Consider the following 16,499-nt stretch of genomic DNA (forward strand, 5'->3'; position numbering starts at 1 on the left):
TGGACACCCGTCGTGCGGGGACATGCCGCACGGCGTTACAGGAGATGCAGGAGATAGGAGTGGTCGTGGCCGGACAGGGCGCCAGGGCGACCTCCCGGGCCTCGGGCCCGCCGCCCGCCGCGGGCCTGGTGGTCGCGACGGCGCGGCAGCGGCCGTCCATGCGCGGGGTGCGCGTCGCCGTCCTGAACTTCCGCGAGCCGCTGCAGTCCGTGGCGGGCGGCGCCGAGGAGTACGCCTGGCAGGTCAGCCGCTACCTGGTCGGCCAGGGGGCCTCGGTCACCTTCGTCACCTCCAGGGAGCCCGGGCAGCCCGCGGCCGAGGAACGCGACGGCATCGCGCTGCGGCGGATGGGCAACCCGTTCCTGGTCTATCTCCTGGTCCCGCTCTGGCTGCTGTGGCGGCGCCGGCGCTTCGACGCCGTCATCGACTGCATGAACGGCATCCCCTTCTTCGCCCCCCTGGTCGTGAGACGGCGCACGGCGGTCGTCTCCCTGGTGCACCACGTGCACGACCGCCAGTTCCACGCCTTCTTCCCGCGCTGGCTGGCCAGGATCGGCTGCTTCGTCGAGGGGCCGGTCGCCCGGCTCGTCTACCGGCGTCGCGCGACCGTCACGGTCTCGGAGTCCTCCAGGAACGAGCTGCGCGAGCGGCTCGGCTGGCTCGCGCCGATCCAGGTCATCCCGAACGGCAGCCCGGTGGCGCGTCCGGTCGCGAGCGGCGGGGACACGGCGGGGGATCCCGCCGTGGTCTACCTCGGCAGGCTCGTGGGCCACAAGCGCGTCGAGCGGGTGGTGGACCTCGCCGGTGACCTCCAGGGGGCCTGGCCCGGCATCCACGTGCACGTCATCGGGCGCGGCGGCGAGCGGGAGCGGCTCGCCGCCCACGCCGCCCGCCGCGGGCTGGAGGACCGGGTCCACCTGCACGGCTTCCTGCCCGAGGCCGCCAAGAACGCGATCCTGGGGGCGGCGCGGGTCAACGTCACCGCCTCGGAGTTCGAGGGCTGGGGGCTGACCGTGATCGAGGCCGCCGCGCTCGGCGTCCCGACGGTCGCCTTCGACGTCGCGGGACTGCGCGACTCGGTACGCGACGGTGTCACGGGCTGGCTGGTCAGGGAGGGCGAGGCGCTGGCCGACGTGGTGGACCGCGCGCTGCGGGAGCTGGCGGACCCGGCCAGGCGCGAGGAGATCCAGCAGGCGTGCAGGCTCTGGGCCGCCGAGTTCACCTGGGGAAGAACGGGCGCTACGATGACCGGACTAATCACCACAGAACTATCTAAAAACGGTCGCCACCTCCATGTATCCGATCCCTGTCTCGCCACGGGTGAGACCGATCCGCCGTAAGTGTCCGTGATCCCTGAGGCGTGGATCGCCCGCCTGGCCGCGCCCCCCGCCACGTTCGGAGCCTCCGACACCGGGCTGCGCCTCCGGCTCAGGTTGCTCGCCGGATGCCTCTTCCTCGCGGCCGTCGCCTTCAACATGGCGCCGGGCATGCTCATCGCCGAGACGAAGCTGGACATGCCGATCAACCCGATCGGCTTCCTGTCCCAGGCGCTGAACATGTGGGACCAGGACTATCTGGGACACCTGCAGAACCAGGCGTACGGCTACATCTTCCCGATGGGCCCCTTCTACACCCTGCTGATCAACGCGGGCATGCCCCCGTGGGTGGTGCAGCGGCTCTGGGTGACGCTGATCCTGTGCGTGGCCTTCGTCGGCGTCGCCCAGGTGGCCAGGGCGCTGCGGATCGGCGGGCAGCTCGCCGGGGTGCTGGCCGGTCTCGCCTACGCGCTCGCCCCGCACGCGCAGGCGCTCATGGGGTTCAACTCGGTGGAGTTCGCCCCCAGCGCGGTCCTGCCCTGGGTGCTGCTCTTCCTCGTCAGGGGAGCGCGGGGCGAGACGAGCCCGCGCAGGGCGGCCTGCCTGTCGGCGCTGGCGTTCCTGTGCGCGGGCGGCATCAACGCCGCCGCCGAGCTGGCCGTGCTCGTCGTACCGATGATCTATCTGCTGACCCGGGCGCGCGGCCCGCGCAAGCGGCGGCTGATCGCCTGGTGGCTCGCCGCGATCGCCGCGGTGTCGTTCTGGTGGATCGTCCCCCTGGTGATGCTGGGCAGGTACGTCTTCTCGTTCATGCCGTTCACCGAGAACGCGTGGACGACCACGGTCGTGGGCTCGCTGACCAACGTGCTGCGCGGGATGAACAGCTGGGTGGCGTTCCTGCCGGTGGACGGCCGCCCCTTCCTGCCCGCCGCCTACGAGCACGCCACGACGCCCTGGCTCGTGCTGGTCACCGCGCTCGTCGCCGGGCTGGGGCTGGCCGGGCTCACCCTCGCGCGCACGCCCGAGCGGGCCTTCCTGCTGCTGACCACGCTCGCGGGCGTCGCCATCCTCGTCGCGGGACACGCCGGGCCGCTCGCCGAACCCCTCAGGGCGCTGCTGGACGGCCCGCTCGCGCCGTTCCGCAACCTGCACAAGTTCAACGCGCTCGTACGGCTGCCGCTGGTGCTCGGCCTCGCCGCGCTCGTCTCGTACGTGGGGGCGCGCAGGGCCCTCGTCCGCCTCCCCGTCGCGGTGGCGGGGGCCGGGCTGGTCGGGCTCACCCTCGTCCCCGTCGCCTCGGCGGGCATCGCGCCGAGCGGCGCGTTCGCCGACGTCCCCGAGCACTGGCGGCAGGCGGCCTCCTGGCTGGACGACCGGGCCGACCAGGGCACCGTGCTGGTCCTGCCGGGAGCCAGGCGCGGCGAGTACACCTGGGGACGGCCGCTCGACGAGCCGTTCCAGCCGCTGCTGAAGAAGGCCCGCTGGGTGAGCAACACGATCGTGCCGTGGGGCACGGCCGGCTCCAACCGGCTCGTCAAGGCGATCGACGACCGCTTCGCCAACGGGCAGGGGTCGGAGGGGCTCACACAGACGCTGCGCCGGATGGGCGTGCGCTACCTGCTGATCCGCAACGACCTCGACAGGATCGCCTTCGGCGACGCGTGGCCCGCCCGCGTGCACGAGGCGCTGGACCGTTCTCCCGGGCTGCAGCGGGTGCGCGGCTTCGGGCCCACGGTCGGGTTCGAGGAATCCTCGACCGGCGCGGGGTGGCTCGACCAGCCGTACACGTCCCTGGAGATCTACGAGGTCATCGGGGCGCGTCCCGTGGTCGGCACGGTCGCCGCGGAACGGCCGCTGCGCGTCTCCGGCGGCCCCGAGGCGCTGCTCACCATGGCCGAGGAGGGCGTCCTCGACGACGACCGGCCGGTGATCCTCGGCGACGACCCCGGCGCGGACGCGATCCCCGCCGCCGACACCGTGCTCACCGACACCATGCGGCGGCGCGAGCTGGTGGTGAGCGACCTGCGCAGGCCGTACGGCGAGACGATGACGCCGGACGAGCCCTACGAGGGCCGGGGGCCCGCCTACGACCTCACCGACCCGGCGTGGGCCGAGCCCAAGACGGTCGCCGTCTTCACCGGGATCAAGGACGTCACCGCCTCCTCCTCGCAGTCCAGGCTCGGCGTGACCCCCGGGACCCGCGACGGCGGGCAGCAGCCGTACGCCGCGGTGGACTTCGACCTGCGCACCGGCTGGCGCTCCACCGGCTGGGAGCCGCCCACCGAGCAGTGGCTGGAGGTCCGGTTCACCGAGCCGATCTCGGTGCCCTCGATGCAGGCCGTCTTCGAACGCTCGGAGAACGCGGTGACGGTCTCCGAGGTCATGGTCGAGACCGACACCGGCAGGGTGCGCACCCGGCTCGGCCTCGGCGCGCTGTGGGAGCGGCTGAACGTCCCGCCGGGCAAGACGTCCCGGATCCGGATCCGGGTCACCGGGGTCCTGCGCGACCCCAACCCCCGGGTCGGCATCACCGAGCTGGCCATCCCCGGGGTCCGCCCCGGGCGCACGCTCGTGGTGCCCGCCCAGGGGCCGGCCTCCTCGCCGGCCTCCTCGGCGGACCCCGCGTCGCCGGGGCAGACGGTCGTGACCAGCCGGACGGACACCGCCCCCGGCTGCATGCTCGGCTCCTACGCCTGGACCTGCTCGGACAGGCTGCGCTTCGTGGGCGAGGACGGTTACGCCTTCGACCGGTCGGTTCCCGTCGCCACCGGCAGGCGGGTGCTGGAGGGCAGGGCGGTGCTCACCGACCAGCGGGTGGCGGAGACCCTGCTGATGCCCGCCGGGAGCTTCCCGCGCGCCACCGCCTCCTCCACCGCGGGCGACATCCCGGCCACCGGCGCCTACGCGGCCTTCGACGACGACCGCAGGACCATCTGGTACGCCGGGGACAAGGACCTGGCGCCCTCGCTCTCCGCGGAGCTGGGCAGGAAGGTGACCCTGTCCCGGCTGCGCGTGGACTTCCCCGACACCAGGCTGGGCGCCCCGCCGGTCCGGGTCACCGTCGAGACCGACGGCGGCGTCCGGTACGCCTGGGCCTCGAGGGACGGGTGGATCCGCTTCGCGCCGATGAGGGCGAGCCGGGTGAAGCTCACCTTCGCCGCCCTCGGCTCCTGGCGGATGGAGGTGCTCGGGGTGGCCGTCCCGGGCGTCGCGCCGCTGCCCACCCCGGACACGCAGCCGGCGAGGATGCCCTGCGGGTTCGGCCCGACGCTCACCGTCAACGGGGTCGAGACGCCCACCGAGATCCACAGCGGGACCCTGGGCGACCTGCTCAACGGCCGCCCGGTCGGCTACCGGGCCTGCGAGGCGGTGTGGTCCCGGGGCGGCACGCTGCGGGTGCGTGCCGCCGCGCTCCAGGGCTTCCGGGTGGACTCGATGGTCCTGCGCGCCACCGGAGGCGGGAGCGCCAAGGGAGCCGGGAGCGCCAAGGGAGCCGGGAGCGGTGGGGGCACCACGGGCACCGGAACAGCCGGGAGCACCGCGACCGCGGCGGGGGTGACCCTGCGGCCCGCGGACGTCGAGAGGTGGGACGCCGGGGAGCGCCGGGTCAGGGTCTCCACGACGGAGCCCTCCTACCTGGCGCTCGGCGAGAACTTCAACCGGGGCTGGCAGGCGTCGTTCGGCGGGCGCGTGCTGGAACCGGCCCGGCTGGACGGCTGGCGGCAGGCGTGGCTGCTGCCCCCCGGGAACGGGACCGTCGTGATGACGTACGCCCCCGACGGCCTCTACCGGACGTCGCTGATCGCGGGCTGGGCACTGGTCGCGCTGGTCGTCGCGCTCGCCCTGGCCCGCCCCCGCCCGGCCGGGAGGCTTCCCGCGTCGCCGCCCGCGTCGCCGCGGGCGGCCTGGCTGTGGCCGCTCGCCCCCGCGCTGGGCCTCCTGGCCGAGGGCTGGGCCGGTGCCGCGCTGACCGGTCTGGTGGCGGCGCTCGCCCTGTGGCTGCGGGGCGTCGCCGGGGCCGGGCACAGCGCGGGCGGCCTGCCCTACCGGATCGGCCGGATGCTGCTCACGCCGTTCCCGGTCGCGGCGGCGCTCGGCGCGGCCGGTCTCGCGCTCGGCTACGGCGGGGACGCCGGGGCGGTGGCGGCGCAGTACCTCTGCCTGGTCGCACTCGGCCTGCTGCTCGCCGCGGCGCGCGTGCCGCCGCCGCCCCGCTCGTGGCTGCCGGTACGGGCACGGGCGCAGGACGGTCCCCTCCAACCCGCGGAGCGACGATGAACGACCAGAGGTCGCGCGGCGTGCTGCTCCTGGTCGCCGGTGCCTTCCTGATCACGCTGGCCGCGCTGGTGCGCCTCCACATCTACCCCAGCGGCCTGCTCCTGCCCGCCGAGCAGGACCGCATCACCAAGCTGACCACCGAGTCCGGCTCCTACTTCGACACCGCCACCCTGCGCACGCACCGGGGCGTCCCGCTGGAGACGGTCGTGGCCAGGTACGGGGACACGGTCAGGTCCACGCCGGACGTCGCCGTGTGGACCGAGTTCGTCTCTCTCGCCACCCGCGACGGGCGGCGCGTCGACTACCACGAGCGGCGCGCGGCCTTCGACCGCCGTACGGGGCTGGCGGTCAACTGCTGCGAGAACTACGTCGACGAGAACGCGAACCCCGCCCCGCGCGGGCTGGTGTTCCGCTGGCCCTTCGGCGCCCGGCCGGTCGCCTACCAGGTCTACGACCCGCTCGCCCGGCGCCCGGTGGCCGCCCGCTTCGAGGGGATCGAGACCCTGCACGGCGTCCGGGTCAACCGCTACGCGCAGCGCCTGGTCAACGAGCGGCTCGTCCAGCAGGCCATGGAGCTGCCCGGGTCGGTCCTCGGCCTGGGCGGCGGGAAGCCGTTCCCCGTCAGCGCCTACCTCGAGGGGACCCGTACCTTCTGGGTGGAACCGGAGAGCGGCATGGTGATCGGGTTCAGGGAGAACCTGGTCAAGACCCTGCGCACCCCCGACGGCCGGGGGCGGCTGGTCGCGCTCGCCGCCGACATGCGCACCAGCGAGGGGGACGAGCGATGGAACGCCGGGGAGGCGGAGCAGTTCCGCCGCTGGACGACGCTCGTCAATCAGGTGATCCCGCTGTCGTGCGCCGTGCTCGGCGCGCTGCTGCTGGTGGCGGGCCTGCGCGTGCAGGCACGCACCTCCACTCCCACGGCCGCCACTCCCACGGCCGCCACTCCCACGGCCGCCACTCCCGCGGCCGCCACTCCCGCGGCCGCCACTCCCGCGGATCCCGTTCCGGGAGGCTCCGTCCCCGCGGGCTCCGGGAGCGGAGGCGCGGACGGTACGGACGACACCGGCGAGGGGGAGGGAGACGGAGTCAGCGGCGGCGGAGCCGGTGGAGCCGGTGGAGGCGCAGCGCCGGAGCCTCGACCAGCCGGTGGCTGAGGTCGGCGAGCAGCACGGTGAACGCGGTGCACACCACCAGCGTCGTCAGCAGACCACCGGTGAAACTCTGCCGTCCGGTCAGCTCGTACCAGCCCACGATCACCACGAACTGCCACAGGAAGACGCCGTAGGAGATGCGGCCGAGATAGCGCATCACCCGGTTGCCGAGCAGCGAGCGCAGCGGCGAGGGCTCGGGGGTCTGCAGGGCCACCGGAGCCAGCAGGGCCAGCACGAAGAACGTGTAGAGGGTCATCTCGAAGATGTCCGTCCACAGGTCCTGGACCTCGAAGAGGCGGCCTCCCGCGACGGGGCTGGCCGCGACGGTGTAGACGAGGGCGGCGATGATCCAGCAGGTCACCCACGACTCGCGCAGTCCCCTGGTCAGCCGCCGCACCGGGGCGTCCGGGTCGGTCTCGGCGTGCGCCCACAGCGAGACGACGGCCAGTGCCATGCCCGTCGCGAAGTAGAGCATCGACCGGGGGAGCCAGAGCCCGAGTTCGGGCCGGTGCACCGGGAAGTGGCTGAAGACCGCCCAGAGGGGGGAGACCAGGGCGAGCGCGCAGATGCCGGTGAGCAGCAGCCGGGCCCTCGCCGCCGGGCCCGTGCCGCGCCGTGCCAGGGCGCGCAGCGCGACGGCGATCAGCGGGAGGGCGAGATAGAAGGTCATCTCGACCGAGAGGCTCCACATCTGCCCGAGCCCCGGCGGGCTCGCCCCGGCCCACCACGGGTCGGGGACGTAGTTCTGCACCAGAAGCAGGAAGGGCAGCCAGCTGACCGGGTCGGCGGCCCGCGGCCACGACCACAGCGACAGCGCGACGGCGACCACGAGCCAGTACGCGGGCAGGATGCGCAGCGCCCGCTTCCACAGGTAGTCGCCGACGCCGGGTGGCGCCGTGCCCTCCTTGCCCTCCGTGCCCTCCATGGCCTCCCGGGCCCAGGGCCGGTAGAGGAGGAAGCCGGAGAGCAGGAAGAAGATCGGCACCGCGATGTCGCCCCGGGAGAGCAGGGCGGGGAGGAACCCCTCCCGCAGGGAGGCGCCCGTCGTGCTCGCCACGTGGTATACCAGGACGCCGAAGGAGGCGACCGCGCGGACGCCGTCCATGGCGTCGAGATGCCCGCCGACCACCGGGAGATCCCGTACGTCCCCGCCGGCCGGCCCCCGGTGAACCGGCATAGAACCTGTTTCGGTCACTTTTTGGCATCCCTGGTGACGTAGATGATTCCCGGCACTAACATATCGCGAAATGGAACTTGTTATAGGGCGATCGGGACGCCTGTATAGCGCACGGCCCCTGGAGGAGCGATGCGTCGCGTCATCGGTTTGGTGTTGATCGGAATCGGGGCATTCCTCGTTGTTCTCGCACCGCTCGTGCGGTTCCAGGTGGCGACCAGCCTCATCGCCGCCCCCGCCGACCAGTACGGCATCAGCAAGCTGGAGGCCGTCGACGCCCAGTACTTCAGTCCCGGGGACCTGAAGGTGATGACGGGCGACCTCGACATCACCGTCACCACCAGGGGCGACGTCGCCGCGGCCGAGGGTGACCGGGTCGTCTGGGAGGAGGCGATGGCGGTCAACGACGTCACAAACCAGAACCCCCTCATCAACTTCACCGAGCGCCGCAGCGCCTTCAACAAGTACACCGGCGAGGGCGTCAACTGCTGCGACGTCAACATCGACAAGACCCCCGTGCAGCTCCAGGGCCAGATCTACAAGTGGCCCTTCGACGTCGAGAAGAAGACGTACAGCGTGTTCAACTCGACCACCGGCAAGGCGTTCGACGCCAAGTTCGTCGGCGAGGAGCAGGTCGGAGGGCTCACGGTCTACCGGTTCGAGCAGTCCGTCCCGGCGACCAAGATCGACACCATCACCGCCCCGGCCTCCGTCCTCGGCATGGACGACACCGGTGACGTGCAGGTGGACCGGATCTACGACGGCGTCAACACCTACTGGATCGAGCCGGTCACCGGATCGCCGGTGCGGCAGGAGCAGCAGCGTCACGACGTGCTCAAGACCCAGGACGGGGTCGAGCGCTCGCTCGCCTTCGTCGCCACCGCGAAAATGACCCAGCAGACCCAGGACGACCTGGTCAAGAACGCGGTCGACGGCAGGAACACCATCACGCTGCTCAAGACCACGATCCCGGTGGCGCTCCTGGTGGGCGGCCTGGTCCTGGTCGTCGTCGGCTTCCTGCTCATGAGGCGCCGCAGGGACGTCTGAGAGACGGCCGGGCATCTGACGGGCCACTGGCGGACCACTGACGGACCACGGAGGGAGGCCGCGGGCACACGCCCGCGGCCTCCCTCTTTTCGCGTTCCCCGGCGGGGTAATACTGGAACGCGTTCCACCTTTTTTCCGCTTCATTACTCGCGAGTAGCTTGAGGTTGTAGCGAGAAGAAATGTTCTGGAATAGAACGCGTTGCAGTTTGTTCCCGACCGGTCGTACAGTCGTGGTATGCGGACACGTGTTACCGACATGCTCGGGATAGAGTTGCCGATCTTCGCGTTCAGTCACTGCCGTGACGTCGTCGCCGAGGTCAGCCGCGCGGGGGGGATGGGCGTGCTCGGCGCCCTCTACTTCACCCCCGAGGAGCTCGAGATGGAGCTCAAGTGGATCGACGACCACGTCGACGGCAAGCCGTACGGCGTCGACGTGGTCATGCCCGCCTCGTACGCGGGCTCCGACCTCGGCGTCGACTCCCCCGAGGATCTCGTGGGACGGCTCCAGGGGATGATCCCCCAGGGGCACCGGGACTTCGTCGACGGCCTGCTCGCCGAGCACGGCGTGCCGCCGCTGTCGGCCGACGCGGACGCCGGCAGGGTGCTGCTCGGCTGGACCGACGCCACCGCCCGCCCGCAGGTCGAGGTGGCCCTGCGGCACCCGATCGCGCTGCTCGCCAACGCGCTGGGCCCGCCCCCGGCCGACGTGGTCGAGCAGGCCCACGCCAAGGGGGTGAAGGTCGCCGCGCTCGCCTCCACCCCCCGGCACGCGATCAAGCAGGTCGAGGTCGGCGTGGACATCGTCGTGGCCCAGGGCACCGAGGCGGGCGGGCACACCGGGGAGATCTCCACGATGGTGCTCATCCCGCAGGTCGTGGACGCCGTCGACGTCCCCGTACTGGCCGCGGGCGGCATCGGCGACGGCCGCCAGATGGCGGCCGGGCTCGCGCTCGGCGCCGAGGGCGTGTGGACGGGGTCGATCTGGCTCGCCGTGGAGGAGGCCGACACCTCCGAGGTGGTCAAGCGGCGCATCCTGGCGGCCACCTCTCGCGACACCGTGCGCTCGCGGTCCTGGACCGGCAAGCCCGCGCGGCTGCTCAAGAACGAGTGGACCGACGCCTGGGAGTCCCAGGAGTCGCCCGGCACGCTCCCGATGCCGCTGCAGTTCATGCTGATCTCCGACGCGCTCCGCCGGATCGGCCGCTCCGACGCGACCGAGCTGGCGACCTTCCCCGCCGGGCAGATCATCGGCACGATGAACCAGGTCAGATCCACCAGGGACGTCGTCTTCGGCATGGTCGAGCAGTATGTCGAGGCAATGGAACGATTGGGCCGCATTACCGGCGAGTAGGTAGCTCATACCTGGACGAATGGGCTAAGAACTCATCAGAGCCGATGAGTTTGGAGAACGATGGCGTCGCCCCAGGTCACCGACCGTGCCCCCGATCCTCTGGCGAGGGCTTCCCGGCCCCTCCCCGGGAGCCGGCGGGTGTTCGGCGTCGCGCTCGTTCTCGTCGCGGCCCAGCTGGTCTGGCGGGCCGTGGTCCTGAACCGGGGAGGCTTCTTCGGCGACGACCTCAACATGGTGGGCCGGGCCGCGGCCGAGCCGTTCGGGCTCGACTACCTCTTCGGCGTCTACTCCGCGCACGTGATGCCGGTCGGGATGATCGCCAACAAGGTCGTCACCTCGCTCGGCGCGTACAACTGGACGGTGACCGCGGCGGCGCTGCTGCTCTTCCAGCTCGCCGCCTCGCTCGCCGTGTACCGCATGCTGCGCGTGCTGTTCGGGGCCCGCTGGGCGATCCTGGTGCCCCTGTCCCTCTACCTGTTCACGCCGCTCGCCCTGCCCGCCTTCTACTGGTGGGCGGCGGCGGTCCAGGCTCTGCCGCTGCAGGTCGCCATCGCGATGGCGGTCGCCTCCCACGTGACGTTCCTGCGGTCGGGGCGGGGGGCGGACGCGGTCGTGACGGGATTGTGGTTCCTGTTCGGGCTCGGCTCCTTCCACCTCAAGGCCGTCTTCGCCATCCCCCTGCTGCTCGTCCTGGTCACCGTCCTGTACTTCCCGGTCCGCGAGCGCCTGCGCTCCCTGGCCGTGGTGTTCGGGGCGTACGCGGCCATGGCGGGCGCGTACTCGATCCTGTTCGTCCTGCAGCTCGACCGTCTGCACGGCCAGACCGTCGGGGCGCCCGCCTCGGAGGTGGCGGGCCGGGCCATGGCGCGGATGCTGGGCGTCACCCTCCCGGTGCTCGCGGCCGGGGGCCCCGGGCCCTGGTGGTACAAGTTCTACGCGGTCCCGCCGCAGCTGATGATCGTCGCGGCCTGGGCGCTCGTCGCGGTGGTCGTCGCCGTCACCCTGTTCTTCCGGCGCGGGGCCTGGAAGGCGTGGCTGATCCTCGCCGTCTACCCGCCCCTCCTCATGGTGCCGATCCTGGCCGGACGCTCCCTGGACCGCGCCCTGGGGGAGGAGGCCCGCTACCTCGCGGACGTGACCCCGGTGATCGCCCTCTGCCTGGCGCTGGCGATGCTCCCGCTGCTGGGCGAGGCGCGCCCGTACCGCAGGCGGATCCCGGCCCGCGCCGCCGTCAGGACCGCCTGCGCGCTGCTGGCGGCCGGGGTCGCGGCCTGCTCCGTCTACTCCGCGCACAGATACGTGACGGGGACGGAGCCGGGCCGGGCCGAGATCCGCTCCTACCTCGCCTCGGTGCGGGCCACGCTGGCCGCCGCCCCGCCGGGCAGCGACGTCTACCCCCAGCAGACCCCCTACGACCAGTTCGGCTTCGGGTACGGGGACGAGGGCCTCAGCAATCTCACCCTCAGCCCGCTGGCCCCGCCCGAGCTGGCCGCCCTCATGCGCAACCCCCGGCCGGCCACCGCCCCGCTCGTGCTCGACCGCACCGGACGCCGTCTCGTCCCGGCCCGCCTCACCGGCCCCTACGTCGCCGCCCCCGGAGGCTGCTTCCCCCAGCGGGGCGGCCTGATCTCGGTCCCCCTCACGCACAAGGGCGGCATGGTCGTCCTCGGCCTGGACTACAGCTCCACCGCCAGGACGGCGGCCTACGTGCGCGTCGGGGAGCAGGAGACCGAGGTCGTCTTCGAGCAGGGAACCGGCAGGATCCACATCCCCTTCACGGCCCCCGGCACCTCCGTACGGCTGGAGATCCTGTCGGCCGAGACCCAGGTCTGCGTCACCGGCGGCCTCTTCGGCGGCCCGGTCCCGCGCTAGACCCCGAACCCGGCGCGGCGAATGCTCCGGTGCCCGATCTACCCGCCGGGTGAACCGGCCAGCTCCTGGACGCCCTTGAGGAGCCTGTCCACGTCGGACTCGTCGGTGTACGGCGCGATCCCGGCCCGGATCGCCCCGGTGTCGCCGAGGCCCAGTCGCCGGGAGCACTCCAGAGCGTAGAAGCTGCTCGCGGGAGCGTTGACGCCGCGCCCGGCCAGGAAGCGGTAGGCGTCGGCGGGCCTGACGTGGCCGACGGAGAACAGCGTCGTGGGGGTACGGCGGCGCGACGCCGCGCCGTGGAAGGTCACCCCGGCGATCCCGGCCAGACCGGCGTCGAGCCGTTCGAGCATCGCCCTCTCGTGCTCCTCCAGCGCGGTCATCGAGCGGGCCAGGCGTTCGCGCCGGGTCCCCCCGCCGGGTACGAGAGCGGCGAGGAAGTCGACCGCCGCCGTCGTGCCGGCGAGCAGCTCGTACGGCAGCGTGCCCAGCTCGAAGCGTTCGGGCACCGCGTCGCTGGAGGGCAGGAGCTTGTCGGGGTGGACCCTCTCCAGCAGGCCGGGGTCGGCGGCGAGCACGCCCAGGTGCGGGCCGAGGAACTTGTACGGCGAGCAGGCGTAGAAGTCGGCTCCCAGCCGTCCGACGTCGACCAGGCTGTGCGGCGTCAGGTGCACGCCGTCGACGTAGAGCAGCGCCCCGGCCTCGTGCACCCGCTCGGCGATCGCCGGGACGTCCGGGCGGGTGCCCAGCAGGTTCGACGCGGCCGTGACGGCCACCAGCCGGGTGCGCCCGGTGAGCAGGCTCGCGATCGCGTCGACGGCCAGCTCGCCGCTCGCCGGGTCGAAGTCGGCCCAGCGCACCGTGACCCCGCGCGTCTCGGCGGCCTGGACCCAGGGCCGGATGTTCGCGTCGTGGTCCAGGGTGGTGACCACGACCTCGTCACCGGGACCCCACTCCTTGGCGAGCGCGCGGGCCATGTCGTAGGTGAGCTGTGTCATGCTGCGGCCGAACACGACGCCGCCAGGCGTGGCGCCGAGCAGGTCGGCCATCGCCTGGCGCGCCCCGGCCACGATCCCGTCGGCGCGCCGCTCGGCGGCGGTCTCGACCCCCCGGTTGGAGACGGCGGACCGCAGCGCCCCGGCCACGGCCTCCGCGACCGCCTCGGGCACCTGCGAGCCCCCGGGCCCGTCGAAGTGCGCCGCGCCCTCGTCCAGCGCGGGAAAGTGCGCCCGTACGGCCGCCACGTCGTATGTCACATGACCTCCAGGATCGTGATGCCCATTAGTTTTCGACGGGTTCGTCTTAAGTCGGAGCTTCAGAGTACGAGGAGGAGGTCACGGCGGGATCCGTCGACGCTGGGCACACGCCGTAGCCGCATCTTTCCGGCTCACCTCGCTGAAGCGACACCCTCGAAGCTCGAAGAGGGCCATGTGGACAAGACGTGCTCCCAGACCTGAAGCGGTGTCGGGTACTGCGCCACGATCTTTCGTTCGGGAAATCAGTTGTTTCCGCTGTCATCGGAGATAGGGTATTTCACGAACACGGGAAAGGTGGAAGGGTGTGTCGACATCACCACAGCCTCGGAGCGAGACGGATGTTCTGAGAGCAGGAATGGAAGTCCTGGTCGGCCGGCTACCCGCTGGATGGACGGCGCGGCGATCGGAGGGCGGGGCGAACATCGATCGTGAGAGCGACGCACTTCTGACGGTGACGGCACCGGACGGAGCCTCGGTCACTTTGGTGATGGAGGTCAAAACCCTGGTGGAGGGACGCGACGTCGCCGCGATACGAGACCGGCTGAGGCATTTCACGCACCGGATTCCCGGCAGCCACGGTGTGATCGTCGCCAGGTATCTGTCGGCACCGGTGCGCAAGCGCCTCTCCGACGCGAATCTTTCTTATGTCGACGTGACGGGGAACATGCTTCTGAACGTGCCCAGACCCGGACTATACGTCGCGGACCGGGGAGCCGATCGTGACCCGTGGCGAGGTCCTGGCAGACCGAGAGGAACCCTGAAGGGTGCTCCCGCCGCGAAGATCGTGCGTGCGTTGCTCGACCACGACAGGTCATGGACGGTTCGCGGGCTGATCGATGTCGCCGGCGTTTCCACGGGGGCGACCTATCGGGTGATCGAATTCCTGGAGAGCGAGGATCTGGCGACGCGGGACGCCTCGGGCGCGGTGACCGTGCTCGACTGGAGCGCGCTACTACGTCGTTGGAGCAGCGACTACGGATTCGTCGGGAACAGTCGCGTCACGCGGTGGATCGCGCCGAGAGGCTTGCCGGACCTCGTGAGGCGCGCCGTAGGTAGTCCTGTCAAATACGCGGTGACGGGCACCCTGGCCGCTGCCGAGTGGGCCGCCTACGCGCCCGCACGCTCGGCGATGATCTACACGGCAGATGCCGGCCAGGCCGCGCGACTGTGGGATCTTCGTGCCGCCGACGCCGGAGCGAACGTGATGTTGGCAGAACCTGACATTGACATTCCCTTTACCCGTACCCTTGCCACTGATTCCGGTCTAACGATCGCGGCGCCGGCCCAGGTCGTCGTTGACCTGATGACCGGACCTGGACGTAGCCCATCTGAAGCTGAGGAACTTCTCAAATGGATGGTTCAGCATGAATCCTCCTGGCGGCGATAGAGACGACTTTCTCGCCAGGTCTCGTTCCGCCCTCCTCGATGCCTTGGGAGCGCTGGACGCTCACCGGGACGCGGTTATCGTGATCGGCGCACAGGCGATTTACCTACGCACCGCGGGAAGTCCTGTCGCGCTCGCCGAGATGACCAAGGACAGTGATCTCGCGCTGGACCCCAGAAGGCTCAACGATAATCCGCTCGTGGAGAAATCCATGAGCAGCGCAGGTTTCTACCGTGACCCCGTCGAAGGACAGCCTGGTGCGTGGCTGAATTCCGAGGGGATTCCCGTCGACCTGATGGTGCCCGAAGCCTTCGCCGGGCCCGGTTCGAAAGCCACACGTGGAGCTCGCATACCGCCGCACGACCGCAGGGCGGCGAACCCGAAACCGTCGCCTTGTCGATATCCCTTCTGGCGGCTGATCTCGTTCACGCGTTGAAACCGACCTGAAAACGGTGCCGTCGTCAGGAGATGTTCTCGGCGGCCCACAGGCGTCTTCGACGTGTGGTTCCGGAAGATGGTCCAGAGCCGCGCCGTACGGAAGACCGTGAAGGGTCATTCGCCCCGGTAGGCGGCCGGGCGCTTGTCGCGGAAGGCGCGGGAGCCCTCCTTGGCGTCCTCGGAGCCGATGACCGGCCAGCCGATGGCGTCGGAGACCTTCAGCGCCTCGGCCTCGGGCAGGCCCAGGGTCTCGCGGTAGGTGCGGAGGATGGCCTGGACGGCGAGGGGGCCGCACTCGGCGATCTGGGCGGCGATCTCCAGGGCGGCCGTCAGCGCCTCGCCGTCGGGGACGACCCGGTTGACCAGGCCCATGGCCAGCGCCTCATGGGCGGTGACGGCGCGGCCGGTGAGCAGGATGTCCATGGCGAAGGCGTACGGGATCTGGCGGGGCAGGCGGATCGCGGAGCCGCCCATCGGGAAGAGGGCGCGGCGGGCCTCGAACAGGCCGAGGGTGGCGGACTCGGCGACCACCCGCATGTCGGTGCCGACGAGCAGTTCGGTGCCCCCGGCCACGGCGTACCCCTCGACCGCGCAGACGATCGGCTTCGTCGGCAGCGCGCCGGAGTCGCGGAGCAGGCCCTTCCAGTGGAAGTCGGGGATGGCCGCGGCCCGCTCCCTGACCCGGGCGTCCTGCGACGGGCTGCCCATGGCCTTCAGGTCGGCGCCCGCGCAGAACGTCCCGTGCGCGCCGGTCAGCACGGCGACGCGGACCCCGGGCTCCTCCGAGACGTACGCCCAGGCGTCGGCCAGGCCGACCAGCATGTCGGTGGAGAGCGCGTTCCTCGCCTCGGGCCGGTCCATGGTGACGACCACGACGTGACCGTCACGCTCGACCCGGCAGTGCGGGGTGCTGATCGGCAGGAGTTCCACGGGACGACCTCCGTTGATTCGCCAGGTGCCTGATGGGAAATTCTGGATGCGTATCGTTCCCGCGCGGCCTGGCCGCCCGGGGGTGGGACCGGGGTTCCGGCGACCTCGGGCGGGGCACCGCTCGGAGTGGGACCGGGGTTCCGGCACCGTCGGGCGAGGCGTCTCCCGGGGTGCCGATCCTGCATTGAAAGGGCGGGGCCCGTGCTGAGTCAAGCGCTTGCTAGGCGTACCCCACGGGGTTAGTCTGCCCATGCGTACAAGAACAGATTCTTGTTCTAAATACCCCGTTCCGCCAGGGCTTG

Annotated in this window: 11 protein-coding genes; 8 read left to right on the forward strand and 3 right to left on the reverse strand. The window is 71.5% G+C overall.

Translation table 11 applies throughout. The features are described from left to right. The first annotated feature begins 44 nt into the window (after positions 1 to 44). From AB0F88_RS09180 to AB0F88_RS09190, 3 genes are read left to right on the forward strand one after another with little or no spacing between them, the layout of a single operon-like run. Positions 45 to 1,340 (forward strand): glycosyltransferase family 4 protein, encoded by a 1,296-nt coding sequence (locus AB0F88_RS09180; protein WP_362679399.1) that lies wholly within the window; start codon positions 45 to 47, stop codon positions 1,338 to 1,340. Continuing rightward, the gene (locus AB0F88_RS09185) at positions 1,341 to 5,594 is read left to right on the forward strand and encodes an alpha-(1->3)-arabinofuranosyltransferase family protein (RefSeq protein ID WP_362679402.1); all 4,254 of its coding nucleotides are present in this window, start codon (positions 1,341 to 1,343) and stop codon (positions 5,592 to 5,594) included. Beyond that, positions 5,591 to 6,751, forward strand: coding sequence for a DUF3068 domain-containing protein (locus tag AB0F88_RS09190; RefSeq protein WP_362679405.1), 1,161 nt, complete (start codon positions 5,591 to 5,593; stop codon positions 6,749 to 6,751). Before AB0F88_RS09185 ends, AB0F88_RS09190 begins: the two co-directional genes overlap by 4 nt. Here AB0F88_RS09190 and AB0F88_RS09195 read toward each other — a convergent pair. Further along, a complete protein-coding gene (locus AB0F88_RS09195; protein ID WP_362679408.1) occupies positions 6,684 to 7,925 on the reverse strand; it encodes an acyltransferase in 1,242 nt (413 codons plus the stop codon). The two genes, AB0F88_RS09190 and AB0F88_RS09195, sit on opposite strands and share 68 nt — an antisense overlap. 150 nt (positions 7,926 to 8,075) lie before the next feature. Between AB0F88_RS09195 and AB0F88_RS09200 the strand changes: the two genes are divergently transcribed. The 3 genes from AB0F88_RS09200 (at position 8,076) to AB0F88_RS09210 (ending at position 12,192) form a co-directional block, all read left to right on the forward strand. Then, the gene (locus AB0F88_RS09200) at positions 8,076 to 8,969 is read left to right on the forward strand and encodes a DUF3068 domain-containing protein (RefSeq protein ID WP_362679411.1); all 894 of its coding nucleotides are present in this window, start codon (positions 8,076 to 8,078) and stop codon (positions 8,967 to 8,969) included. 235 nt (positions 8,970 to 9,204) lie between these two features. Further along, entirely contained in the window at positions 9,205 to 10,320 is a 1,116-nt protein-coding gene (locus AB0F88_RS09205; protein WP_362679414.1) for a nitronate monooxygenase family protein, read from the forward strand. A 138-nt stretch (positions 10,321 to 10,458) separates the two neighbouring features. Further along, positions 10,459 to 12,192: a hypothetical protein gene (locus AB0F88_RS09210; RefSeq protein ID WP_362679417.1), complete on the forward strand. Its 1,734-nt coding sequence runs from the start codon at positions 10,459 to 10,461 to the stop codon at positions 12,190 to 12,192. A gap of 38 nt (positions 12,193 to 12,230) precedes the next feature. Here AB0F88_RS09210 and AB0F88_RS09215 read toward each other — a convergent pair whose 3' ends face one another. After that, positions 12,231 to 13,445: a cysteine desulfurase-like protein gene (locus tag AB0F88_RS09215; RefSeq protein WP_362679420.1), complete on the reverse strand. Its 1,215-nt coding sequence runs from the start codon at positions 13,443 to 13,445 to the stop codon at positions 12,231 to 12,233. Between the two features lie 355 nt (positions 13,446 to 13,800). Here AB0F88_RS09215 and AB0F88_RS09220 point away from each other — a divergent pair, with 355 nt between their 5' ends. Together AB0F88_RS09220 and AB0F88_RS09225 are read left to right on the forward strand one after the other, a co-directional pair. Then, complete coding sequence (locus AB0F88_RS09220; protein WP_362679422.1) at positions 13,801 to 14,832, forward strand: hypothetical protein; 1,032 nt, start codon at positions 13,801 to 13,803, stop codon at positions 14,830 to 14,832. Continuing rightward, a complete protein-coding gene (locus AB0F88_RS09225) occupies positions 14,810 to 15,265 on the forward strand; it encodes a hypothetical protein (RefSeq protein ID WP_362679425.1) in 456 nt (151 codons plus the stop codon). The genes AB0F88_RS09220 and AB0F88_RS09225 overlap by 23 nt, the downstream gene beginning before the upstream one ends. Before the next feature lie 116 nt (positions 15,266 to 15,381). On the opposite strand, the gene AB0F88_RS09230 is transcribed toward AB0F88_RS09225, so the two are convergent. After that, positions 15,382 to 16,197, reverse strand: a complete 816-nt coding sequence (locus AB0F88_RS09230) for a crotonase/enoyl-CoA hydratase family protein (protein ID WP_362679428.1) — start codon at positions 16,195 to 16,197, stop codon at positions 15,382 to 15,384. Positions 16,198 to 16,499: the final 302 nt, after the last annotated feature.

The sequence above is a fragment of the Streptosporangium sp. NPDC023963 genome (genome assembly GCF_040639135.1).
GTDB lineage: Bacteria > Actinomycetota > Actinomycetes > Streptosporangiales > Streptosporangiaceae > Streptosporangium.